Consider the following 22,085-nt stretch of genomic DNA (forward strand, 5'->3'; position numbering starts at 1 on the left):
TTGCCTGTCCCGGCCGCGCGTCATTCGCGGGCCAGTTCCGCTTCCGCCCGGGCCAGCGCCGCGAACTCCTCCTCGGGCGCGCTCGCCACCAGGCGGTGCCGGCTGTAGAGGGCGAAGTACGCCGCGGCGACGGCGTACACGCCCAGGGCGATCAGGGCCGCCGTCACGTCCACCAGGAACGTGGCCACCAGCGCCGAGCAGGCCAACAGGAAGGCCACCGTCGAGGTCACGGTTCCGCCCGGCGTGCGGTAGGGCCGGGCCAGGCCCGGCTCGCGGCGGCGCAGCACGATGTGGGACAGCGACATCAGCGCGTACGAGATGGTGGCGCCGAACACGGCGACGTTGAGCATCCGCGCCCCGTCGCCGCTGGCGGCGGCCAGGGCGAAGCCGAGCGTGCCCGGCACCAGCAGGCCCAGCCAGGGGGCCTTGCGCCGGCTGGTGAGGGAGAGGAAGCGGGGGAGGTAGCCGGCCCGGGAGAGGGCGAAGAGCTGGCGGGAGCCGGCGTAGATGAGGGAGAAGAAGGAGGCCACCAGGCCCGCCAGGCCCGCGTAGTTGACGATGCGGCCGAGGGTGGTGGCGTGGCCGTCCCGCTGCAGCGCGGCCACCAGCGGATTGCCCGCGTCCTTGATGGCGTCGGCCCCGCCCGCCCCCGTGGAGGCGAGGAAGGTCGCCAGGGCCAGGACCAGCAGGATGCCCATCGAGGTGGCCATGGCCCGCGGCAGCGTACGGGCGGGGTCGCGGGTCTCCTCGGCGGCCAGCGGCACGCCCTCGACCCCGAGGAAGAACCACATGCCGAAGGGGAACGCCGCCCAGATGCCCAGCAGCCCGAACGGCAGCCAGGAGGAGGACCCGAAGGCGTCGGGGTCGGCGGGGATGTCGTTGAGGCGGGTGGCGTCGAAGTCGGTGAAGGCCCCGACGGCGAAGACGATCAGGGCGGCCACCGCCACGCCCGTGACGACGAAGCTGAACCGCAGCGCCTCGCCGACGCCCCACAGGTGGATGCCGATGAAGACGACGAAGCAGGCCAGGTAGACGGGCCAGGAGGAGGTGAGGCCGAACAGGTGCAGGGACTCGACGTAGTCGCCGATGAAGAGGGAGATCGCGGCGGGGGCCAGCACGTACTCGATGAGGATGGCCGTCCCGGTCAGGAAGCCGCCCCAGGGGCCCAGCGCGCGGCGCGCGAAGCCGTAACCGCCGCCGGCGGTCGGGAGGATGGCGGCGAGCTCGGCCAGGGCGAAGACCATGCAGGTGTACATCAGCCCCATCAGGGCGGCGGCGACGGCGAGCCCGCCGAAACCGCCCTGGGCGAGGCCGAAGTTCCAGCCGGAGAAGTCGCCGGAGACGACATAGGCGACGCCCAGGCCGGTGAGCAGGAGGGGGCCGGCGCTGCCCCGGCGCAGGGTGCGCCTGTCGAGGTAGCCGGTGGATGCGGGGGAGCCGCCGGGCGGGGCGGGCGGTGCGCTGGGGGAGTCCGTGCGATCGGCCATGAGCCGCTCCTGCCTGGAAATGCCGGGGGGCAAAGGTTTTGCGCCATACCTTTGCCCCGGCGGCGGCCCCAAGGCAACCCCTGTGCGTTAAACCCGGGTTACTTCCCCCCTCCCGCGCCGGTTATGCCAGGAATCCGCGCAGCAGCGCCGCCGTGCCGCAGCAGTGCTCGCGCATCACCTCGCGCGCCCCGTCCGCGTCCCGGTCCAGCACCGCCTCCACCAGCGCGGTGTGCTGCCGCTGGGAGTGCTCGAGGTTGCGCACGAGCAGCGGGATGCCGTCCAGCAGGTCGTTGACGGTGGCGCGGACGGCGGCGTACTGCGCGGCCAGCGTCGCCGACCCTGACAGCTCGGCCAGGGTCAGGTGCAGCAGCGTGTCCAGGCGGCGGTAGTCCGCCAGCGGCGCGTCGTGGGTGGCGGCCAGCGCGGCGCGCAGCCGCTGCGCCTGCTCGCCGGTCAGCCCGTGGGCCGCGCACAGGCCGGCCGCGCCCACCTCCAGCACCTCGCGGAAGCGCAGGGTGTCCTCGACGTCCACGGCCGCGACGCGGGCCCGCAGTTCGTCCTCGCTCGCCGAGCGCGTCCTGGCCAGCACGAACGTACCGCCGTACCGCCCGCGCCGGCTCTCCACCAGCCCCTGGTCCTGCAGCACCTTCAGCACCTCGCGCAGCGTCACCCGGCTGATGTGCAGGCGCTCGGCCAGTTCGCGTTCGGCGGGCAGCCGTTCGCCCTGGGGCACCAGTCCCAGCCGCACGATCTGCAGGATCTGCTCCAGCGCCTCCTCGAATCCGTTGCCCGCCCGGACGGGTCGCAGCACCGGTGCCAGCCGGTCCGTTCCGTGGTCGGTCATCGCTCCCCCCTTCCCAATCAATGGTCTACGGCCCTACCTTAAGACCTCCGGTCGCACCGACAGGAGGCCCTACCGTGGCAGACCGCACGCCCCCGCTCACGGTCGACGAGCTGCGCCGGCTCGTGGACACCGGGGAGATCGACACCGTCGTCCTCGCCTTCACGGACATGCAAGGAAGGCTCCAGGGAAAGCGGTTCGCCGCCCGGTTCTTCCTCGACGACGTCCTCGAGCACGGCACCGAGGGCTGCAACTACCTTCTCGCGGTGGACGTGGACCTCAACACGGTCGGCGGCTACGCGATGTCGTCCTGGGAACGCGGCTACGGCGACTTCGCCATGCGCGGCGACCTCTCCACCCTGCGCCGCACGCCCTGGAACCCCGGCACCGCCCTGCTGACCGCCGACCTCGCCTGGCACGACGGGTCGCCCGTCGTCGCCTCGCCGCGCCAGATCCTGCGCCGCCAGCTCGACCGGCTCGCCGAGCACGGTTGGAGTGCTTACGCGGGCACCGAACTGGAGTTCATCGTCTTCAAGGACACCTACGAAGCGGCATGGAACCGCGGCTACCGCGAGCTGACGCCCGCCAACCAGTACAACAGCGACTACTCCGTCCTCGGCACCGGCCGCGTCGAACCCCTGCTGCGCCGCATCCGCAACGAGATGGGCGCCGCCGGCATGACGGTGGAGTCCGCCAAGGGCGAGTGCAACCTCGGCCAGCACGAGATCGCCTTCCGCTACGACGAGGCGCTGACCACCTGCGACCAGCACGCCGTCTACAAGACCGGCGCCAAGGAGATCGCCGCCCAGGAGGGCATGGCGCTCACCTTCATGGCCAAGTACAACGAGCGCGAGGGCAACTCCTGCCACATCCACCTCTCGCTGCGCGACGAGGCCGGGCGGCCCGTGCTCGCCGACGACTCCGGCCCGTACGGCATGTCCCCGCTGATGCGGCACTTCCTCGCCGGGCAGCTCGCCGCCCTGCGCGACTTCACCCTCCTCTACGCCCCCAACATCAACTCCTACAAGCGCTTCCGCCCCGGCTCCTTCGCCCCCACCGCCGTCGCCTGGGGCCCGGACAACCGCACCTGCGCCCTGCGGGTCATCGGCCACGGGCACTCCCACCGCTTCGAGAACCGGCTGCCCGGCGGCGACGTGAACCCCTACCTCGCCGTCGCCGGCATGGTCGCCGCCGGCCTGTACGGCGTCGAGCACCGGCTCGAGCTGCCCGAGGCCTGTACCGGCAACGCCTACACGGGCGACGCGGCGCACGTCCCCGCCACCCTGCGCGAGGCCGCGCGGCTGTGGGAGAACAGCCCCATAGCCCGCGAGGCCTTCGGCGACGACGTCGTCGAGCACTACCTGAACATGGCGCGTGTCGAGCAGGAGGCGTACGACACCGCCGTCACGGACTGGGAGCGGTTCCGCTCCTTCGAGCGGATGTAAGGACAGCCGCCTTGGACATCGTCAACCCGGCGACCGAAGAGGTCGTCGCCACCGTCCCCGACACCACCCGCGAAGAGGTCGACGCGGCCGTCGCCCGCGCGGTGAAGGCCCAGACGGCGTGGGCGGCCCTGCCCCCGGGCGACCGCGCCCGCCACCTGCGCCGCTTCGCCGACGCGGTCGACGCCCACCTCGAGGAGCTCGCCGCCCTGGAGGTCCGCGAGGCCGGCCACCCCATCGGCAACGCCCGCTGGGAGGCGGGCAACGCCCGCGACCTGCTGGAGTACGCGGCCGCCGGGATCGAGCGGCTGAGCGGCTCCCAGATCCCCGTGGCCGGCGGCCTCGACGTCACCTTCCACGAACCGCTCGGCGTCGTCGCCGTCATCGCCCCGTGGAACTTCCCGATGCCCATCGCCGCCTGGGGCTTCGCCCCCGCGCTCGCCGCGGGCAACGCCGTGCTCCTCAAGCCCGCCGAGACCACCCCGCTGACCGCCCTGCGGCTGGCGGGCCTGGGCCTGGAGGCCGGGCTGCCCGAGGGCCTCTTCCAGGTCCTGCCGGGAGCCGGGCCGGTGGCGGGCGACGCGCTCGTCGGGCACCGGGACGTCGCCAAGGTCGTCTTCACCGGCTCCACCGCCGTCGGCAAGCAGATCATGGCCAAGTGCGCGGCGGACGTGAAGCGCGTGACCCTCGAACTCGGCGGCAAGAGCCCCAACATCGTCTTCGCCGACGCCGACGTCGAGCGCGCCGCCGCGGCCGCCCCCGGCTCGTTCCTCGACAACACGGGCCAGGACTGCTGCGCCCGCAGCCGCATCCTCGTCCAGCGCTCGGTCTACGACCGCTTCATGGAACTGCTGGAACCGGCCGTCAAGTCGTTCGTTGTCGGCGACCCCACCGACCCGGCCACCCAGATGGGCCCGCTCATCTCCGCCGCGCACCGCGAGCGCGTACGGTCCTACGTCCCCGAGTCCGCCCCCGCCGCCATCCGCGGCGAGGTCCCGGCGGGCAAGGGCTTCTGGTACCCGGCCACCGTCCTCGAGGGCGGCCCGCGCGACCGTGCGGCCGTCGAGGAGGTCTTCGGTCCCGTGGCCGTCGTCATCCCCTTCGAGGACGAGGCGGAGGCGGTACGGATCGCCAACGCCACCGACTACGGCCTGTCCGGCTCCGTGTGGACCCGCGACGTCTCCCGTGCCCTGCGCGTCTCCCGGGCCGTCGCCGCCGGCAACCTCTCCGTCAACTCCCACTCCAGCGTCCGCTACTGGACGCCGTTCGGCGGCTTCAAGCAGTCCGGCCTCGGCCGGGAGCTCGGCCCCGGCGCGCTGTCCGCCTTCACCGAGACCAAGAACGTCTTCATCGCCATCGACCCCGTGGAGGAGTCCAAGTGACCGACCAGAGCCCCGTCTGCCGCCGCCTCGTCGGCCGCACCGCCGTCGTCACCGGAGCCGGCAGCGGCATCGGCCTGGCCACCGCCCGGCGGCTGGCCTCCGAGGGCGCGAACGTCGTCTGCGCCGACATCGACGAGAGCGCGGGCAAGGCCGCCGCGGCCGAGACCGGCGGCCTGTTCGTCAAGGTCGACGTCACCAGCCCCGAGGAGGTCGAGGCGCTCTTCAGGACGGCCCACGACACCTACGGCTCGGTCGACATCGCCTTCAACAACGCCGGCATCTCGCCGCCCGACGACGACTCCATCCTCACCACCGGCCTCGAGGCCTGGAAGCGCGTCCAGGAGGTCAACCTCACCTCGGTCTACCTCTGCTGCAAGGCCGCGCTGCCGTACATGCGCGAGCAGCGCAGGGGCTCCATCATCAACACCGCCTCCTTCGTCGCCGTGATGGGCGCCGCCACCTCCCAGATCAGCTACACCGCCTCCAAGGGCGGCGTGCTGGCGATGTCCCGCGAGCTGGGCGTGCAGTTCGCCCGCGAGGGCATCCGGGTCAACGCGCTGTGCCCGGGCCCGGTGAACACCCCGCTGCTGAAGGAGCTCTTCGCCAAGGACCCCGAGCGCGCCGCCCGCCGCCTGGTGCACGTGCCCGTCGGCCGCTTCGCCGAGCCCGAGGAGATCGCGGCCGCCGTCGCCTTCCTCGCCAGCGACGACTCCTCCTTCGTCAACGCCGCCGAGTTCCTCGTCGACGGTGGCATCGCGGGCGCGTACGTCACACCGCTGTAAGGTCCATGATCAAGTGCCGGGACCGGCCCGGGGCGCACGCCCCGGCGCCGGTCCCGCCGCAAGCCCTGCCCCTCACACGCACCAAAGAGAGCTCATGCGCACCAAGTCCGCCATCGTCGTCGGCCTCGCTGCCGCCGCGGCCCTCGCCGCGTCGGTCCCGGCCACCGCGGCCCCCGCCCCTCACGAGCCCCGCCGCGCCTGCCCGCAGCTCGACAAGAAGCTCGCCTGGTCCGGGGACAACCGCGCCCGGCTGCAGAAGATGATCGACGAGCGGGGCACCTGCTCCGGCAACCGCGGCCCGCGCCCGGTCGCCGCGTTCGACTGGGACAACACCGTCGTCAAGAACGACATCACCGACGCCACGCTCGCCTGGGCGCTCAAGCACGACAAGATCCTGCGGCCCAAGAGCTGGAAGGACACCAGCGCCTGGCTCACCACCGCCGCCGACAAGGCCCTGACCAAGGCCTGCGGCACCGCCGTGCCCGTCGGCCGGCCGCTGCCCACCTCGAAGAACACCGCCTGTGCGGACGAGATCTTCGAGATACGCGAGAAGTCGCAGACCATGTCCGGCGAGACGGCCTTCGCCGGCGAGTGGAACCACCGGCGCACGGTGCCCGCCTACGGCTGGATCCCGCAGCTGTTCTCCGGGCACACCCCCGCCGCCCTGACCTCCTTCGCCCGCCAGGCCCGCGCCGAGCAGCTCGCCGCGCCCGTCGGCACGAAGCAGACCGTCGGCACGCACACGATCGCCGGGTACATCCGCTACTACGACCAGCAGAAGGACCTGATCCGCACGCTCAAGGCGGCCGGCTTCGACGTCTACATCGTCTCCGCCTCCTCCGAGCCGATCGCCGAGGCCTGGTCCAGCGGCGTCGGCCTGGACCGCAAGCACACCATCGGCATCCGCAGCATCACCAAGCACGGCCTCCTCACCCCGGCCCTCAAGGGCTGCGGCGGCGTGGAGACCGGGCGCGGTGACGCCCTGCCGTACATGGACGGCAAGCGCTGCATGATCAACCAGGAGATCTTCAGGATCAAGGGTGCCAAGGCCTGGAAGCAGCAGGACTTCTCCCACCGCATCGCCCTCGGCGCGGGCGACGCCGACACCGACGTGACGTTCGTGAACGACGCCACCGGTGCGCACGTCGCCATCAACCGCAACAAGTCCGAGCTGATGTGCCGGGCCTACGACGACGCGGACGGCCGCTGGGTGGCCAACCCGATGTTCATCGACCCGATGCCGCGCAAGTCCGGTACGTACCCCTGCTCGACGACCGGCGCCACGGCCGAGGACGGCTCGAAGGTGCCCGTGCGGCGCGCCGACGGCTCCGTCATCGCGGACCAGGCGGACCGGGCGTTCTGAGCCGGGGGCTCACAGGAACGTGTGACCCTCGCCCCGGTAGGTGGCGGCCGTGCCGACGACGCGGTCGCCATCGACGAGGTGCAGCGCGGGGAAGCGCTCGCACAGCTCGCCCGCCTTCGCGTGCCGGAACCACACCTTGTCGCCGATCAGCAGGTCGTCCGCCGCCTGGCCCAGCAGGGGCGTCTGCACCTCGCCGGCGCCCTCCTGGGGCGCCAGCCGCAGCCCCGCCGGGAGGTACGGCACCGGCAGCCGGTCCGCCCCGGCCGCGCCGGACGCGGGATACCCGCCGCCGAGCACGGTCACCACGCCCAGCCCCGGCCGGCGCACCACGGGCAGCGCGAACAGCGCCGCGGGGCGCGCCCGGAATGAGCTGTAGTCGTCGAACAGGCGGGGCGCGTACAGCCCCGAGCCCGCCGCGACCTCCGTCACGGCGGGCTCGGCTGCGGTGTCGTGCACGCTGCCGGTGCCCCCGCCGTTGACGAACTCGAGGTCCGCGACCTCCCGCACCGCCCGCACGGCCTCCTCCCGCAGCGCCCGCAGGCGGACGCGGGCGGCGGACTGCATCAGGCGGACCGCCCGGGCCCGCAGCGGACGGCCCAGGGGGCTGTCACCCACGCCCGCCACATGGGCCTCATAGGCCATCAGGCCCACCAAACGGAAGCCCGGCCTGCGATCGACGGCACGGGCCAGCTCGGCCAGCCGCCCCGGATCGCTCACCGGTGACCGTAACGCCCCGATCCGTACCCGGCCGCCGAGCAGCCGCAGCGAGACGTCCAACTCCAGGCACACCCGCACCTCTTCGCGCCCCTGCCGGGCGGCGTCGATCAGCGCCAGCTGGGCCGGGTCGTCCACCGTCACCGTGACCGCGCCCGCCAGCTTGGCGTCCGACGTCAGCTCGGCGAACGCCGCGCGGTCGGCCGAGGGGTAGGCCAGCAGCACGTCCGCCACGCCCGAGCGCGCCAGCCACAGCGACTCGGCGAGCGTATGGCTCATCACGCCCGCGAAGCCCTCCCGCGCCAGCACCCGGTCCAACAGCGCCCGGCAGCGTACGGACTTGCTCGCCACCCGCACCGGCTTGCCCCGCGCCCGGCGCACCAGATCGGCGGCGTTGGCGTCGAACGCCTGGAGGTCGACCACCGCCAGCGGAGCCTCGAGGTGGGCGGTGGCCCGGTCGTAGCGCACTCGGTCCGACGACATGGCGCGCAGCTTGCCAGAAGGGGAATCGCACTGGATAGGGGGAGGGCGCGGGCGAATGGCACCCGCCGTGCCACGCACCGTAAAGTGGCGCGCACGCCGGGCCCTTCGGGCCGCGGCCGATGTCCGACATAAGGCGGTTCGGCGAGCCGGCCCGCGAGGGGGAGCGCACGTGAGCACCGAAGCGGATGCCCCTGCGCCGCCCGCCGCTCCCGTGTACGCGCCGCCACCTCCGGTGCGGCCCCCGGCCGCCGGCGGTCTGCGTGCCGCCCGCAGGAGGACGGCGGCGGCCGTATGCCTGTTCGCCGGACTGGGGCTCATAGCCGGGGCCGCCGCCGGAAGTTGGCTCACGGGCGGCCGTCCCGAGCCGCCGGCCGCCGAGGCGGCGTACGAGCGCGGCGGCACCCTGTGGCGCGACGTCCCCGTCGACGAGCTCTTCCCCCGCAGCGTGCACGGCGACGCGGCGGGCCCCGGCGGGGCACGGCGCGACTGGACCCGCATCGGCGTCGCCCCCGACGGCGACTGCCGCGGTGCCTTCGACCCCCCGCTGGCCGAGGCCCTCGCCCCCGTGGGCTGCCGGCGCCTGCTGCGCGCCACCTACGCCGACGTCACCTCCTCCAGCGTGACCACGGTCGGCCTGCTGGTCACGGACACCGGCACCGCCGGCATGCGGGAGCTGCGCGAGCGCTTCTCCGCCGAACGCCTCGACGAGCGCCCCGGCCTGATGCCCCGCCCGTACGCCCCCCGGGGCACCGTCGCCGAGCGGTTCGGCGACGCCCAGCGCGCCAGCTGGCGCATCAGCGTCCTCACGGACGTCCCGGCGGTCGTCTACTCCGTCACCGGCTTCGCCGACGCCCGCACCGGCACCCCGCCCCAGCCCGCCGCCCGGGCGGTCGCCCCCGGCGCGACCACCGCGCCGGCCCAGGCGGGCCTCGGCCACGACGCGACGGCCCTCGCGGAGCAAGTGGAGCGCATATTCCGCCAGAACGCCCACAAGCCGGGCGCGGGGAGCGGCCGATGACCGCCCGACGGCGGCGCCCGCGCGTCCTCGCCCCGCTCTCCGCCGCCCTCGCCCTCGCGCTGCTGGCCGCGCCGTCCGCCCGGGCCGACGCCATAAGGGCCCAGGAGTGGGCGCTCCAGGCGATGCACGTCGAGGACGCGTGGCGGACGACCAAGGGCGCGGGCGTGACCGTCGCCGTGCTCGACACCGGCGTCGACGACGGGCACCCGGACCTGCGCGGCCGGGTGCTGCCCGGCAAGGACCTGATCGGGTTCGGCGCGGCGCCGGGGGAGCGCTCCTGGGCCCGGCACGGGACCGCCATGGCCGGCATCGTCGCCGGCCGGGGCCACGGGCCGTACGACGCCGACGGCGTCATGGGCGTGGCGCCCGAGGCCAGGATCCTGCCCGTGCGCGTGATCCTCGAGGACGCCGACCCCGCCCGGCCCAAGGCCCGGGGCGCGCGCGGCAGCGCGCTGGCCGACGGCATCCGGTGGGCCGCCGACCACGGCGCCGACGTCATCAACCTCTCCCTCGGGGACGACAGCGACACCGCGCACCCCGAGCCGCGCGAGGACGCCGCGGTGCAGTACGCGCTCGGCAAGGGTGCCGTCGTCGTGGCGTCGGCCGGCAACGGCGGCGAGAGCGGCGACCACGTCTCCTACCCCGCCGCCTACCCCGGCGTGATCGCCGTGACGGCCGTGGACCGCTACGGGGCGCGGGCCGCGTTCTCCACCCGGCGGTGGTACGCCACCGTCAGCGGGCCCGGCGTCGACGTCGTGATCGCCGACCCCGACCGGCGCTACTACGAGGGATGGGGGACGAGCGCGGCCGCCGCGTTCGTCTCCGGCGCCGCCGCCCTGGTCCGGGCGGCCGCCCCCGGCCTGAGCGCGGCCGAGGTCCGCGCCCTGCTGGTGCGCACGGCGCAGGACGCGCCGCCCGGCGGGCGCAGCGACGAGCGGGGAGCCGGGCTGGTGGACGCGGCGACGGCGGTGGCCGAGGCCGGCCGGGCCGCGATCACCACGCGCGGCGGGGCGGCACAGGCGCCGCGCTACTTCGGCGGCGGCCCCAAGGGCGCGTCGGCGGGCCGGGGCGACGGCGGCCCGGGAACGGCGGCGCTGGCCGCCGGCGGGGCAGGGGCGGCGCTGGTCGGCGCGTCGGGAGTGCTGTGGTGGCGAGGGCGCAGGAGGACCTTTCCCCCGCACCACCCCTTCCCGTAGTGCCCGTAGGGGTGAAGAGGGGCGAAAGGACCACCCGATAGGCTCGCCCCGTGGCCCTGAAGAACATCCCCGATCCCGGTTTCTCCGACGACGACGGCTCCGCCGACCCGGCACTGACCGAGGCGCTCGCCGCCTGGTCGGCCGACCGGTCCGCCGAGGGGCGGGTGCTCGCGGCCCTGCAGGGGGCGCGGCTGCTCGTCCCCGTCGTGGCGGTGCTCGGCGAGGTGGAGACCGGGCCCGACGGGCTCCGGCGCGAGAAGACCAGCGACATGGCCGTGCCGACGCTGCAGGCGCCGGACGGGCGGCGGGCGCTTCCGGCGTTCACCTCGACCGAGTCGCTGGCCCGCTGGCGCGCGGACGCCCGGCCCGTGGCCGTACCGCTGCACCAGGCACTGCAGGCAGCGGCGCACGAGAAGGCGGACACCATCGTGGTCGACCTGGCCGGACCGGTGACGTATCCGCTGACCGGCCCGGCGCTGCTCGCGCTGGCCGAGGGGCGCACGAGCACCGACCCGCTGGCCGACCCGGCCGTCGCGGACGCGCTGCGCGGCGTGCTCGCGGCCGAGTCCGGCGTGCTGCGGGCGCACCTGGCGCCGGCCCGGGAGGCGGACGGCACCCTGGCGCTGACCCTGGTGCCGCAGGCCGCCGCCGGCGAGGTGGTGGGGCGGCTCGCCCGGGCGCTGGCGGGCGACGAGGTGCTGCGGGCCCGGCTCGTCAAGGGCCTGGAGGTGGCCCTGCTGCCGGCCGGGGCGACGGTGCCGGCGGGCGCGGAGGAGCTCCTCAGCCGCTGATCTCCGAGAGGCGCCGGGGGAGAGACCGTCCGACAATTGCGTACGGACGGTCCACGAGATCCTCGGGAGGACGCCATGGACGCCCTGAAGAGCGTGAAGCCGGCTTGGGAGAACCTCGACCCGGTGAAGACGAGGGCCATTTCCGCCGAGTTCCTCGGGACCCTGCTGCTGGTCTTCTTCGCCGTCGGCTGCGTCGTCCTGGCGGCCGACTACATCGGTGTGCTGGGCATCGCGCTGACCTTCGGCTTCACCCTCCTGGCCCTGGCGTACGCCCTCGGGCCGGTCTCCGGCTGCCACGTCAACCCGGCGGTGACGCTCGGGCTGCTGCTGGAGCGCCGGATCTCGCTGCACACGGCCATCGAGTACTGGATCGCCCAGGTGCTCGGCGGGATCGTGGGCGCGGCGATCCTCTTCCTGCTGGCCAAGCAGGTGCCGGGGCTCAAGACCCACGGCGCCTTCGGCAGCAACGGCTTCGCCGACCGGTCTGCGGTGCACCTCAACACCGGCGGCGCGTTCCTGGCGGAGGTCGTGATGACCTTCCTGCTGGTCTTCGTGGTGCTGTCGGTGACGCACCGGGTCGCCGTGGTCGGCTTCGACGGGCTGGCGATCGGCGTGGCCCTGGCGGTCGTCCACCTGATCGGCGTGCCGCTGACCGGCACCTCCGTCAACCCCGCCCGCAGCATCGGCCCGGCGCTCTTCGCGGGCGGCGGGGCGCTGTCCCAGCTGTGGCTGTTCATCATCGCCCCGCTGATCGGCGCCGCGCTCGCCGCGTGCGCGCACCGGGTCACCCACCCCCTGCACTCGCCGGCCATCGTCGCGGACGACATCGCGGAGCCCGAGCGGCTGGCCACCCGGCCCGCACCGGGCCGGCGGGGCGGCTCCGGCGGCACGGCGGACGAGCCGGGCCCGGAGGGCGGCGCGGGAACCGGCCCGGCCTGAGGCCGGCGGGGCCGGCCGCCGCCGGCGTCAGGAGTGGGCGTCAGGAGCAGGCGTCAGGAGTAGACGGGCCCGGTGAACTTCTCGCCGGGCCCCTGGCCGGGCTCGTCCGGCACCACGGAGGCCTCGCGGAAGGCCAGCTGCAGCGACTTCAGGCCGTCGCGCAGCGGCGCCGCGTGGAAGTTGCTGATCTCGGTGGCGCTGGCGGTGACCAGGCCGGCCAGGGCGTGGATCAGCTTCCGCGCCTCGTCCAGGTCCTTGTGCGTCTCGCCCTCCTCGGCGAGGCCCAGGTTGACCGCCGCGGCGCTCATCAGGTGCACGGCGACGGTGGTGATCACCTCGACCGCGGGGACGTCCGCGATGTCGCGCGTCATGCTGTCGAAGTCCGGGGTCCCCGCGTCGTCGGGGGTGGCCTCGGGGGTGGCGTCGCTCATCGTTGCTCTTCCGTTCTTCACGTTCTTCGTACCGCGGCGGTGCGACCAGCCTAGGGCCAGGGTCCGGGCGCGCTCGGGTGGGGACCTGCCCGGCTCGCTGGTATGCTGGACAACGACCGGCCGGACACCCGTGTGCCCGGCCCACAAGTGGAGGCTCCGATCTCCCACCTGACCGACCCCCGGTCGGCAGGTCTCGGGTCAGACAGGTGGCCCATCGTTCCGTACGGACGATGGGGAGCTGTCTATCGCGCCTCGCGGCTCACCGCGGCGGTGCTCCCTGAGTGTGAGGAGCCCTGCCTGTGACCCGTCCGGGGCGTTTTTTGCGTCTCGCGCGACGCGGCGGTCATACCGAAAAGACGTTACGCGGCTGTCCGCCAGGCGGCCGTGTGGTGCTACCGAGGAGGCCCCATCAGCGCCGAGCCCCGCATCAACGACCGGATCCGAGTCCCCGAGGTGCGACTTGTCGGTCCCAGTGGCGAGCAGGTCGGCATCGTGCCGCTTGCCAAGGCACTGGAGCTTGCGCAGGAGTACGACCTCGACCTGGTCGAGGTCGCGGCGAACGCCCGTCCGCCGGTCTGCAAGCTCATGGACTACGGGAAGTTCAAGTACGAGTCGGCCATGAAGGCCCGTGAGGCGCGCAAGAACCAGGCGCACACGGTCATCAAGGAGATGAAGCTCCGGCCGAAGATCGACCCGCACGACTACGACACCAAGAAGGGTCACGTCGTCCGGTTCCTCAAGCAGGGCGACAAGGTCAAGATCACGATCATGTTCCGTGGTCGCGAGCAGTCCCGGCCCGAGCTGGGCTACCGACTGCTGCAGCGTCTCGCGGAAGACGTCCAGGAGCTGGGTTTCGTCGAGTCGAACCCCAAGCAGGACGGCCGCAACATGATCATGGTCCTCGGTCCGCACAAGAAGAAGACCGAGGCGATGGCCGAAGCCCGCGAGGCGCAGGCCGCCCGCAAGGCGGAGCGCCAGGGTGGATCCACCGCGGACGCCGCTGAGGAGCCCGCAGAGGCGTGATCCCGGGGCCCTCACGGGCCCCGGCGCTCACTCCGGGGCGTCCCCGCCCCGGACAGCAATCAACAGTTGACGCTCCCGTGCGCCCTGAAGAGGGCCGGGGGTGCCACCGACGAGGAGAGAACGGCGCTATGCCGAAGAACAAGACGCACAGCGGTGCCAAGAAGCGCTTCAAGGTGACCGGCTCCGGCAAGGTGCTCCGCGAGCGCGCCGGCAAGCGCCACCTGCTCGAGCACAAGTCGTCCCGCCTGACGCGTCGCCTCACCGGCAACGCCGAGATGGCCCCGGGCGACGCCGCGAAGATCAAGAAGCTTCTCGGCAAGTGACGTCCGGCGCCACCGCGCCGAACGTCCGCACCGGGACCCAATCGAATTCGGGCCGTGTGAGAACACACCGCGGCCCCGCTACAAGGAGTTAACAAGTGGCACGCGTCAAGCGCGCAGTCAACGCGCACAAGAAGCGTCGGGCGATCCTCGAGGCGGCCAGCGGTTACCGCGGCCAGCGGTCGCGTCTGTACCGCAAGGCCAAGGAGCAGGTCACCCACTCCCTGGTCTACAACTACAACGACCGCAAGAAGCGCAAGGGCGACTTCCGTCAGCTGTGGATCCAGCGCATCAACGCCGCTGCCCGCCAGAACGGCATGACCTACAACCGCCTCATCCAGGGTCTGAAGGCCGCCAACATCGAGGTGGACCGCAAGATCCTGGCCGAGCTCGCGGTCAACGACATGAACGCGTTCGCCGCGCTCGTCGAGGTCGCCCAGAAGGCGCTGCCGGCCGACGTCAACGCGCCGAAGGCTGCCGCCTGATCCAGGCGCCACCAGGCGTTCAGCGGACCCGCAGGCCCCCGCGGCCTGCGGGTCCGCTGCCGTTTGCCGCTCGCCGCGCAGCCGGCGAGGCCGTACGACCCCACCCAGTGAAGTGAGCCGCCGCCCATGGGCACCCCCGAGCTGATCTCCCCGCGTTCCCCCCGAGTCATCGCCGCACGGCGGCTGGCCAAGCGTAGTTTCCGGGTCAAGGAGCGCCGGTTCATCGCCGAGGGCCCGCAGGCCGTGCGCGAGGCGATCGAGCACCGCAGCGGCGGCGAGCCGACGCTGATCGAGCTCTTCGCGACCGTCGAGGCCGCCGAGCGGCACGCCGAGATCATCGGCGCCGCCCGCGACGCCGGGGTGCGGTTCCACCTCGCCACCGACGACGTGATCGCCGACCTGTCGCAGACCGTGACCCCGCAGGGCCTCGTCGGCGTCTGCCGCTTCCTCGACTCGCCCTTCGAGGAGATCCTGGCCGCCCGCCCCCGGCTGGTCGCCGTCCTGGCGCACGTGCGCGACCCCGGCAACGCCGGCACCGTGCTGCGCTGCGCGGACGCCGCGGGCGCCGACGCCGTGGTGCTCACCGACGCCTCGGTCGACCTCTACAACCCCAAGTCCGTACGGGCCTCCGTCGGCTCCCTCTTCCACCTCCCGGTGGCCGTGGGCGTCCCCGTCGAGCTGGCCGTGCAGGGCCTGCGGGCCGCCGGGGTGCGGATCCTGGCCGCCGACGGTGCGGGCGACCGCGACCTGGACGCCGAGCTGGACCGGGGCACCATGGGCGGGGCCACCGCCTGGGTCTTCGGCAACGAGGCCTGGGGCCTGCCGGAGGAGACCCGGGCGCTCGCCGACGCCGTGGTGCGCGTGCCCATCCACGGCAAGGCCGAGTCGCTCAACCTCGCCACGGCCGCCGCCGTGTGCCTGTACGCCTCCGCCCGTGCGCAGCGCGCGTCCGGAGGGTGCCGCTCCGTGACCTCCAGCTAGTAGGGTGGCGCTCCGGGGGCTCGGGAGGGGGTGCGGATGAGGTACGTCAGAACTTCCGGGAGCGTGGCCGGCACCTGCCCGGCGGCCTCCCCCGCGGGCTTCGGCCTGCACCCCGACGACCTGCCCGACGGCCTGGTCGTCGCCGACGCCGCCGGCCGCGTGACCTGCTTCAACTCCGCCGCCGCCCGCATCACGGGCGTCCGCGCGGGCGACGCCGTCGGCAGGCCGCTGGAGAGCGCGCTGCCCCTGGAGGACCTCGACGGCCGCCGCTGGTGGGCGCTGACCGACCCCTACGGGGGCCTCGCCACCCGCACCGGACAGCCCGAGCGCAATCTGCTGCTGCCCGGGGGACGCCAGGTGCTGGTCTGCGCCCGCTACGTCCGGGAGCGGCCGGGCGGCCCGGTGGCGCGGGTCGTGGTCCAGCTGCGGGGCACCGAGGCGCGCCGGCGCACCGAGCGCAGCCACGCCGAGCTGATCGCCACCGTCGCCCACGAGCTGCGCTCGCCGCTGACCTCCGTCAAGGGCTTCACCGCGACGCTGCTGGCCAAGTGGGAGCGGTTCACCGACGACCAGAAGCGGCTGATGCTGGAGACCGTCGACGCCGACGCCGACCGGGTCACCCGGCTGATCGCCGAGCTGCTGGACATCTCCCGCATCGACTCCGGCCGCCTGGAGGTGCGCCGGCAGCCCCTGGACATCGCCGCCGCCGTGCGCCGCCACGTCCAGGCGCACGTGCGCACCGGGCAGAGCGAGGACCGCTTCGTGGTCAGGGTCGCGAAGGAGCCGCTGCCCGCGCTCTGGGCGGACCCGGACAAGATCGACCAGGTGCTGGGCAACCTCCTGGAAAACGCGGTGCGCCACGGCGAGGGAACCGTCACCATAGAGGTGGCACCAGCAGTGATGAAGGCCCGTGCGGAGGGGACGGCGGTCACCGTGAGCGATGAGGGCCCCGGGATCCCCGAGGAGTCGATGGCCCGCGTCTTCACCCGCTTCTGGCGGGGCAGCAAGCGCGGTGGCACGGGCCTGGGCCTGTACATCGTCAAGGGCATCGTCGAGGCCCACGGCGGGACGATCACGGTGGGACGCGCCCCCCGCGGCGGCGCCCAGTTCCGGTTTACCCTGCCCGTGGGTGCCCCGGCCTTCCTGACCCAGGCCTGAAGCCCCGCCCCACGGGCTCACCCGACCACACGCGCCCCTTAGACTCGACCTTTGGCACCTTTGGCACCACCTGGCAATGACGTCGGGCTAGCGCCGCGCAGCGAAGCGAAGCCTGGGGGCACCTCCCGGCGGCAGCCGGGGGACAATCGGAAGCACGGGAAGAGATGTCGGCACCGAATAAGTCGTACGACCCTGTCGAGGTCGAGGCACTGAAACCGCAAGAGATCGAGCGCATGCGGGACGAGGCGCTCGCCGCCTTCGCCGCCGCCGCCGACCTGGAAGCCCTCCGCGAGGCCAAGGCCGCCCACATGGGCGACCGCTCCCCGCTGGCGCTGGCCAACCGCGAGATCGGGGCCCTGCCCCCGCAGGCCAAGGCCGAGGCGGGCAAGCGCGTGGGCATGGCCCGCGGTGCCGTGAACAAGGCCCTCGCCGCCCGCCAGACGGAGCTGGAGGCCGAGCGCGACGCCCGCGTCCTGGTCGAGGAGGCGGTCGACGTCACCCTGCCCCACGACCGCGTCCCCGCCGGCGCCCGGCACCCGCTCACCACCCTCTGCGAGCGCATCGAGGACGTCTTCGTGGCCATGGGCTACGAGGTCGCCGAGGGCCCCGAGGTCGAGGCCGAGTGGTTCAACTTCGACGCCCTGAACTTCGAGCCGGACCACCCGGCCCGCGCCATGCAGGACACCTTCTTCGTCGAGGGCAAGGACAAGAAGCAGGAGTCCGGCGTCGTCCTGCGCACCCACACCTCCCCGGTGCAGGTCCGCTCGATGCTGGACCGCGAGCCCCCCGTCTATGTGGTCTGCCCGGGCCGCGTCTACCGCACCGACGAGCTGGACGCCACGCACACCCCGGTCTTCCACCAGGTCGAGCTCCTCGCCATCGACGAGGGCCTGACCATGGCCGACCTCAAGGGCACCATCGAGCACATGGTGCGCTCGCTGTTCGGCGAGGGCCTGACCACCCGGCTGCGCCCGAACTACTTCCCGTTCACCGAGCCCTCCGCCGAGCTGGACATGGAGTGCTACGTCTGCCGCGGCGAGTCGGTCGGCAACCCCGAGAAGGCGTGCCGGACCTGCTCCAGCGAGGGCTGGATCGAGCTGGGCGGCTGCGGAATGGTCAACCCGCGGGTGCTGGTCGCCGCGGGCATCGACCCGGAGAAGTACAGCGGATTCGCCTTCGGGTTCGGCATCGAACGGATGCTGATGTTCCGCCACAACGTCGAAGACATGCGAGACATGGTCGAGGGTGACGTGCGCTTCACCCGGCCGTTCGGGATGGAGATCTGATGCGCGCCCCGCTTTCCTGGCTGCGGGAATACGTCGACCTGCCGGCGGGCGAGACCGGCCGTGACGTACAGGCCAAGCTCATCGCCGCAGGTCTCGAGGTCGAGCGCGTCGAGCAGCTCGGCGCCGACATCAAGGGCCCCCTGGTCGTCGGCAAGGTGCTGACCATCGAGGAGCTCGAGGGCTTCCGCAAGCCGATCCGCTTCTGCACGGTCGACGTCGGCGACGCCAACGGCACCGGCGAGCCGCAGGAGATCGTCTGCGGCGCCCGCAACTTCTCCGTCGGCGACAAGGTCGTCGTCGTGCTGCCCGGCGCCGAGCTGCCCGGCGGCTTCGCCATCGCCGCCCGCAAGACCTACGGCCGGGTCTCGCACGGCATGATCTGCTCCGGCGAGGAGCTGGGCATGGGCGACGACGGCAAGGGCGGCATCATCGTGCTCTCGCCCGAGCACGAGGCCGGCACCGACGCCATCGAGCTGCTGCAGCTCGTCGACGAGGTCCTCGACATCGCCGTCACCCCCGACCGGGGCTACTGCCTGTCGATGCGCGGCATCGCCCGCGAGGCCGCCACCGCCTACGGCCTGCCGCTGCGCGACCCGGCCCTGCTGGACGTGCCCGCGCCCAACGGCTACGGCTACCCCGTCCAGGTCGCCGACCCCACCGGCTGCGACCGCTTCACCGCCCGCACCGTCACGGGCCTCGACCCCGAGGCGCGCTCCCCGATCTGGCTGCAGCGCCGCCTGCAGAAGGCCGGCATGCGCCCGGTCTCGCTGGCCGTGGACATCACCAACTACGTGATGCTCGAGCTGGGCCAGCCGCTGCACGCCTACGACCGCTCCCGCGTGGACGGGACGCTCGGCGTGCGCCGCGCCCTGCCCGGCGAGAAGCTCACCACCCTCGACGGCACCAAGCGCGTCCTGGACGCCGAGGACCTGGTCATCACCGACAACCGCGGCCCGATCGGGCTCGCCGGTGTCATGGGCGGCGCCGACACCGAGATCGCGGACCACGAGGCCGGCCAGGGCACCACCGAGGTCGTCATCGAGGCCGCGCACTTCGACCCGGTCGTCGTCGCCCGGGCCGCCCGCCGCCACAAGCTGTCCTCGGAGGCGTCCAAGCGCTTCGAGCGCGGCGTCGACCCGCAGGCCGCCTCCGCGGCCGCCCAGCGCACCGTCGACCTGCTGGTGCTGCTGGCCGGCGGCACCGCCGAGGCCGGGGTCACCGAGGTCGTCGCCCCCAGCGGGCCGCGCACGATCACGCTGAGCGCCGACCGCCCCGACCGCGTCGCGGGCGTCGAGTACGGCCGCGAGACCGTCGTGCGCCGCCTGCAGGAGGTCGGCTGCGACGTCTACGGGCAGGACGAGCTGATCGTCACCGTGCCCAGCTGGCGGCCGGACCTGACCGACCCCAACGACCTCGCCGAGGAGGTCATCCGGCTCGAGGGCTACGAGAACCTCCCCTCCACCCTCCCGCAGCCGCCCGCCGGCCGCGGCCTGACCCCGCGCCAGCGCCTGCACCGCCGGGTCGGCCGGGCGCTGGCCGGCGCCGGGTACGTCGAGGCGCTCAACTACCCCTTCATCGGGGAGTGGGCCCTGGACCACCTGGGCCTGGAGGCCGACGACCCGCGCCGCACCGCGGTGCGCCTGGTCAACCCGCTCTCCGACGCCGAGCCGCTGCTGCGCACCACGCTGCTGCCGGGGCTGTTCGCCGCCCTGCGCCGCAACGACAGCCGCGGTGAGCACGACCTGGCGCTCTTCGAGACCGGCCTGGTCTTCCGCCCGACCGGCGACGAGCTCGCCCCGGTGCGCCTGCCCGTCGACCGCCGTCCCACCGACGAGGAGATCGCCGCGCTCGACGCCGCGCTGCCCCGGCAGCCGCGCCGCGCCGCCGTGGTCCTCGCCGGGGCCCGCGAGCGGGCCGGCTGGTGGGGCCAGGGCCGCCCGTCCACGTGGGCGGACGCCGTCGAGGCGGGCCGCGCCGTGGCCCGCGAGGCCGGCGTCGAGCTGATCGTCCGCCAGGACCAGCAGGCGCCGTTCCACCCGGGCCGCTGCGCCGCGCTGCTCGCCGTCGTCGACGGCGAGGAGGTGCTCGTCGGCAACGCCGGTGAGCTCCACCCGCGCGTCACCAAGGCGTTCGGCCTGCCGGAGCGCACCTGCGCGATGGAGATCGAGCTGGACCGCCTGGAGCAGGCCGGCACCGGCCCGGTCACGGCCCCGCACGTGTCCGCCTTCCCGGTGGCCACCCAGGACGTCGCGCTCGTCGTGGACGCCTCGGTCGCCGCGGCCGACGTCGAGGCCGCGCTGCGGTCCGGCGCGGGCGAGCTGCTCGAGTCGCTGCGCCTGTTCGACGTCTTCACCGGCCCCCAGCTCGGTGAGGGCAAGAAGTCGCTGGCCTACGCCCTGCGCTTCCGCGCCGACGACCGCACGCTGACCGCCGAGGAGGCCTCCGCGGCCCGTGACGCGGCGGTCCGGGCGGCCGTCGAGAGCACGGGCGCGGTGCTGCGCGGCTGACGCGCCGTAGTCACGCGCGAGGGGCGCCCCGGATCTCCGGGGCGCCCCTTCGTCTGTCGCGCATCGTCAGCGAGGCACGCTCCGAATGTCACTCAATGGGGTGGAATCGATGGGTCAGGTCGTTACTTTCGCGTGACCACTCGAAAGAATCGAGCGCGTCATTGCTGCAATGGGGGGCCGACGGCATGATCCGTGAACGGGCGCTTCGCTGGCGGCGTGGCCTGGTGGTGGCGCTGCCCGGGCTGTGGGTCCTCGGGGTCGTCTGCTGGGAGCTGCTGAGCCCCCTGGGAGCGCAGTTCGTCCAACTCCTCGCCGCCGCGCCCGCGATCGCCTGCGCCGGCACCGGCCGCCGCCAGTGCGTCGTCCTGGGCGGCGCCTGCGCGCTGTTCGCCCTGGTGCCGCTCGGCTCCGCCGGCCGCGCCGAGGCCGGCCGGCTCGGCACCTGCTGCGCGATCCTCGCGGTCGTCGGCGCCGGCTACCTCACCTCCGGCCGCGGCCGCCGCCTCGCCCAGGAGCTCGAGCACGTCAGGGAGGTGGCGGCCGCCGCCCAGCGCGCCCTGCTGCGGCCCCTGCCGCCCCTGCTCGACGGACTCGCCCTGGCCGGCGGCCATCTGTCCGCCAGCAGGGGAGCCCTCGTCGGCGGCGATCTCTACGAGGCGCTCGCCACCCCGCACGGCGTCCGCGTCGTCATGGGCGACGTCCGCGGCCACGGCCTGCCCGCCCTGGGCACCGTCGCCGCCCTGCTCGGCAGCTTCCGCGAGGCCGCCCACGACGAGCCCGAACTGCCCGGCGTCCTGCGCCGCCTGGAGCGCGCCCTGCAGCGCCACCTGCGCGAGCGGGCCCGCACCGACGCCGGGCCCGGAGCGGCGTCCGCGGGGGCCGTGCGGGAGCGCGCCGACGCCGAGGAGTTCGTGACCGTCCTGCTGCTGGAGGTCAGCGAGGAGGGCGAGGTCACGGCGCTCAACTGCGGGCACCCCTGGCCGCACCGCCTCACCGGCACGCCCCACGGCACGCCCCGCGCCGTCACCGTGGCCCCCGGCGACCCGCTGCCCCCGCTCGGGGCGTTCCCGCTGCCCGCCGAGCTGCCCCTGCTCGCCCTGGACCGGCTGCGCCCCGGCGACGCCCTGGTCCTGCACACCGACGGCGCCGAGGACGCCCGGGACGCCGCCGGGGCGTTCTTCCCCCTCACCGGCGTCCTCACCGAGGCCGCCCGCCGCACGCCACCGGCCCCCGCCGCCGTCGTCGAGCACGTCCAGGACGCCCTGCTGCGCCACACCGGCGGCCGGCTCGGCGACGACATCGCCCTGCTGGCCCTGCGCAACGACCGCACCCGCGTCCCCGCCCGGCCGGCGCCCGCCCCGCTCGCCCGCTGCGCCCGGCGCTGAAGTCCCTTGCGGCGGTGGCTCGTTCACACCCCGTGCGAAGTGACCTCCACTACGCTGATCCCACCGAGCGC

The 22,085-nt window shown here is 73.9% G+C and carries 20 protein-coding genes; 16 read left to right on the forward strand and 4 right to left on the reverse strand.

What is annotated here, in order from left to right; translation table 11 throughout:
• Positions 1–20: 20 nt before the first annotated feature.
• Entirely contained in the window at positions 21–1,487 is a 1,467-nt protein-coding gene (gene eat / locus IE295_RS19520) for an ethanolamine permease (protein ID WP_190064983.1), read from the reverse strand.
• A 121-nt stretch (positions 1,488–1,608) separates the two neighbouring features.
• Positions 1,609–2,331, reverse strand: coding sequence for a FadR/GntR family transcriptional regulator (locus IE295_RS19525; protein WP_190064984.1), 723 nt, complete (start codon positions 2,329–2,331; stop codon positions 1,609–1,611).
• Positions 2,332–2,405: 74 nt separating this feature from the next.
• Between IE295_RS19525 and IE295_RS19530 the strand changes: the two genes are divergently transcribed.
• The 4 genes from IE295_RS19530 to IE295_RS19545 all read left to right on the forward strand — a co-directional run bounded on the left by IE295_RS19530 (position 2,406) and on the right by IE295_RS19545 (position 7,297).
• Positions 2,406–3,773 carry a glutamine synthetase family protein gene (locus IE295_RS19530; RefSeq protein WP_190064985.1) on the forward strand — a complete coding sequence of 456 codons (1,368 nt, stop codon included), beginning with the start codon at positions 2,406–2,408 and terminating at the stop codon, positions 3,771–3,773.
• A gap of 11 nt (positions 3,774–3,784) precedes the next feature.
• A complete protein-coding gene (locus tag IE295_RS19535) occupies positions 3,785–5,152 on the forward strand; it encodes an aldehyde dehydrogenase family protein (protein ID WP_190064986.1) in 1,368 nt (455 codons plus the stop codon).
• Entirely contained in the window at positions 5,149–5,934 is a 786-nt protein-coding gene (locus tag IE295_RS19540) for a 3-oxoacyl-ACP reductase (protein WP_190064987.1), read from the forward strand. The genes IE295_RS19535 and IE295_RS19540 overlap by 4 nt, the downstream gene beginning before the upstream one ends.
• 94 nt (positions 5,935–6,028) lie before the next feature.
• Positions 6,029–7,297, forward strand: a complete 1,269-nt coding sequence (locus IE295_RS19545; protein ID WP_190064988.1) for an HAD family hydrolase — start codon at positions 6,029–6,031, stop codon at positions 7,295–7,297.
• Positions 7,298–7,306: 9 nt separating this feature from the next.
• Here the strand turns inward: IE295_RS19545 and IE295_RS19550 are convergent, their stop codons facing one another.
• On the reverse strand, positions 7,307–8,494 hold the full coding sequence (locus IE295_RS19550; protein WP_372478873.1) for an amino acid deaminase/aldolase: 1,188 nt from the start codon (positions 8,492–8,494) through the stop codon (positions 7,307–7,309).
• Between the two features lie 169 nt (positions 8,495–8,663).
• On the opposite strand from IE295_RS19550, the gene IE295_RS19555 reads away from it, so the two are divergent.
• The 4 genes from IE295_RS19555 (at position 8,664) to IE295_RS19570 (ending at position 12,438) form a co-directional block, all read left to right on the forward strand.
• A complete protein-coding gene (locus IE295_RS19555; RefSeq protein ID WP_190064989.1) occupies positions 8,664–9,512 on the forward strand; it encodes a hypothetical protein in 849 nt (282 codons plus the stop codon).
• Positions 9,509–10,708 carry a type VII secretion-associated serine protease mycosin gene (mycP, locus tag IE295_RS19560; RefSeq protein WP_190064990.1) on the forward strand — a complete coding sequence of 400 codons (1,200 nt, stop codon included), beginning with the start codon at positions 9,509–9,511 and terminating at the stop codon, positions 10,706–10,708. Before IE295_RS19555 ends, mycP begins: the two co-directional genes overlap by 4 nt.
• Before the next feature lie 50 nt (positions 10,709–10,758).
• Positions 10,759–11,499 carry an SseB family protein gene (locus IE295_RS19565; RefSeq protein WP_190064991.1) on the forward strand — a complete coding sequence of 247 codons (741 nt, stop codon included), beginning with the start codon at positions 10,759–10,761 and terminating at the stop codon, positions 11,497–11,499.
• Positions 11,500–11,574: 75 nt separating this feature from the next.
• On the forward strand, positions 11,575–12,438 hold the full coding sequence (locus tag IE295_RS19570) for an MIP family channel protein (protein ID WP_190064992.1): 864 nt from the start codon (positions 11,575–11,577) through the stop codon (positions 12,436–12,438).
• Between the two features lie 53 nt (positions 12,439–12,491).
• Here IE295_RS19570 and IE295_RS19575 read toward each other — a convergent pair whose 3' ends face one another.
• On the reverse strand, positions 12,492–12,869 hold the full coding sequence (locus tag IE295_RS19575) for a DUF1844 domain-containing protein (RefSeq protein WP_190064993.1): 378 nt from the start codon (positions 12,867–12,869) through the stop codon (positions 12,492–12,494).
• A 384-nt stretch (positions 12,870–13,253) separates the two neighbouring features.
• Here IE295_RS19575 and infC point away from each other — a divergent pair, with 384 nt between their 5' ends.
• The 8 genes from infC (at position 13,254) to IE295_RS19615 (ending at position 22,014) form a co-directional block, all read left to right on the forward strand.
• On the forward strand, positions 13,254–13,892 hold the full coding sequence (gene infC / locus IE295_RS19580; RefSeq protein WP_190064994.1) for a translation initiation factor IF-3: 639 nt from the start codon (positions 13,254–13,256) through the stop codon (positions 13,890–13,892).
• Positions 13,893–14,020: 128 nt separating this feature from the next.
• Positions 14,021–14,215, forward strand: coding sequence for a 50S ribosomal protein L35 (rpmI, locus tag IE295_RS19585; RefSeq protein WP_086568974.1), 195 nt, complete (start codon positions 14,021–14,023; stop codon positions 14,213–14,215).
• A 95-nt stretch (positions 14,216–14,310) separates the two neighbouring features.
• On the forward strand, positions 14,311–14,697 hold the full coding sequence (gene rplT / locus IE295_RS19590) for a 50S ribosomal protein L20 (RefSeq protein WP_071964710.1): 387 nt from the start codon (positions 14,311–14,313) through the stop codon (positions 14,695–14,697).
• A 126-nt stretch (positions 14,698–14,823) separates the two neighbouring features.
• Positions 14,824–15,678, forward strand: a complete 855-nt coding sequence (locus IE295_RS19595) for a TrmH family RNA methyltransferase (RefSeq protein ID WP_190064995.1) — start codon at positions 14,824–14,826, stop codon at positions 15,676–15,678.
• 36 nt (positions 15,679–15,714) lie between these two features.
• Complete coding sequence (locus IE295_RS19600) at positions 15,715–16,836, forward strand: sensor histidine kinase (RefSeq protein WP_190064996.1); 1,122 nt, start codon at positions 15,715–15,717, stop codon at positions 16,834–16,836.
• Between the two features lie 164 nt (positions 16,837–17,000).
• Positions 17,001–18,122 (forward strand): phenylalanine--tRNA ligase subunit alpha, encoded by a 1,122-nt coding sequence (pheS, locus tag IE295_RS19605; RefSeq protein WP_190064997.1) that lies wholly within the window; start codon positions 17,001–17,003, stop codon positions 18,120–18,122.
• Positions 18,122–20,629, forward strand: coding sequence for a phenylalanine--tRNA ligase subunit beta (gene pheT, locus IE295_RS19610; RefSeq protein ID WP_190064998.1), 2,508 nt, complete (start codon positions 18,122–18,124; stop codon positions 20,627–20,629). Before pheS ends, pheT begins: the two co-directional genes overlap by 1 nt.
• Before the next feature lie 185 nt (positions 20,630–20,814).
• On the forward strand, positions 20,815–22,014 hold the full coding sequence (locus tag IE295_RS19615; protein WP_190064999.1) for a PP2C family protein-serine/threonine phosphatase: 1,200 nt from the start codon (positions 20,815–20,817) through the stop codon (positions 22,012–22,014).
• Positions 22,015–22,085: the final 71 nt, after the last annotated feature.

This window comes from Streptomyces griseocarneus (assembly GCF_014655595.1).
Taxonomy (GTDB): Bacteria; Actinomycetota; Actinomycetes; order Streptomycetales; family Streptomycetaceae; genus Streptomyces; species Streptomyces griseocarneus.

Bases quoted from the DNA above. Each gene is read 5' to 3' on its own strand.
- eat (WP_190064983.1), bottom strand. From the start codon at position 1,487: ATGGCCGATCGCACGGACTCCCCCAGCGCACCGCCCGCCCCGCCCGGC.
- IE295_RS19525 (WP_190064984.1), bottom strand. From the start codon at position 2,331: ATGACCGACCACGGAACGGACCGGCTGGCACCGGTGCTGCGACCCGTC.
- IE295_RS19545 (WP_190064988.1), top strand. From the start codon at position 6,029: ATGCGCACCAAGTCCGCCATCGTCGTCGGCCTCGCTGCCGCCGCGGCC.
- IE295_RS19550 (WP_372478873.1), bottom strand. From the start codon at position 8,494: ATGTCGTCGGACCGAGTGCGCTACGACCGGGCCACCGCCCACCTCGAG.
- mycP (WP_190064990.1), top strand. From the start codon at position 9,509: ATGACCGCCCGACGGCGGCGCCCGCGCGTCCTCGCCCCGCTCTCCGCC.
- IE295_RS19570 (WP_190064992.1), top strand. From the start codon at position 11,575: ATGGACGCCCTGAAGAGCGTGAAGCCGGCTTGGGAGAACCTCGACCCG.
- IE295_RS19575 (WP_190064993.1), bottom strand. From the start codon at position 12,869: ATGAGCGACGCCACCCCCGAGGCCACCCCCGACGACGCGGGGACCCCG.
- rpmI (WP_086568974.1), top strand. From the start codon at position 14,021: ATGCCGAAGAACAAGACGCACAGCGGTGCCAAGAAGCGCTTCAAGGTG.
- IE295_RS19595 (WP_190064995.1), top strand. From the start codon at position 14,824: ATGGGCACCCCCGAGCTGATCTCCCCGCGTTCCCCCCGAGTCATCGCC.
- IE295_RS19600 (WP_190064996.1), top strand. From the start codon at position 15,715: ATGAGGTACGTCAGAACTTCCGGGAGCGTGGCCGGCACCTGCCCGGCG.
- pheS (WP_190064997.1), top strand. From the start codon at position 17,001: ATGTCGGCACCGAATAAGTCGTACGACCCTGTCGAGGTCGAGGCACTG.
- pheT (WP_190064998.1), top strand. From the start codon at position 18,122: ATGCGCGCCCCGCTTTCCTGGCTGCGGGAATACGTCGACCTGCCGGCG.
- IE295_RS19615 (WP_190064999.1), top strand. From the start codon at position 20,815: ATGATCCGTGAACGGGCGCTTCGCTGGCGGCGTGGCCTGGTGGTGGCG.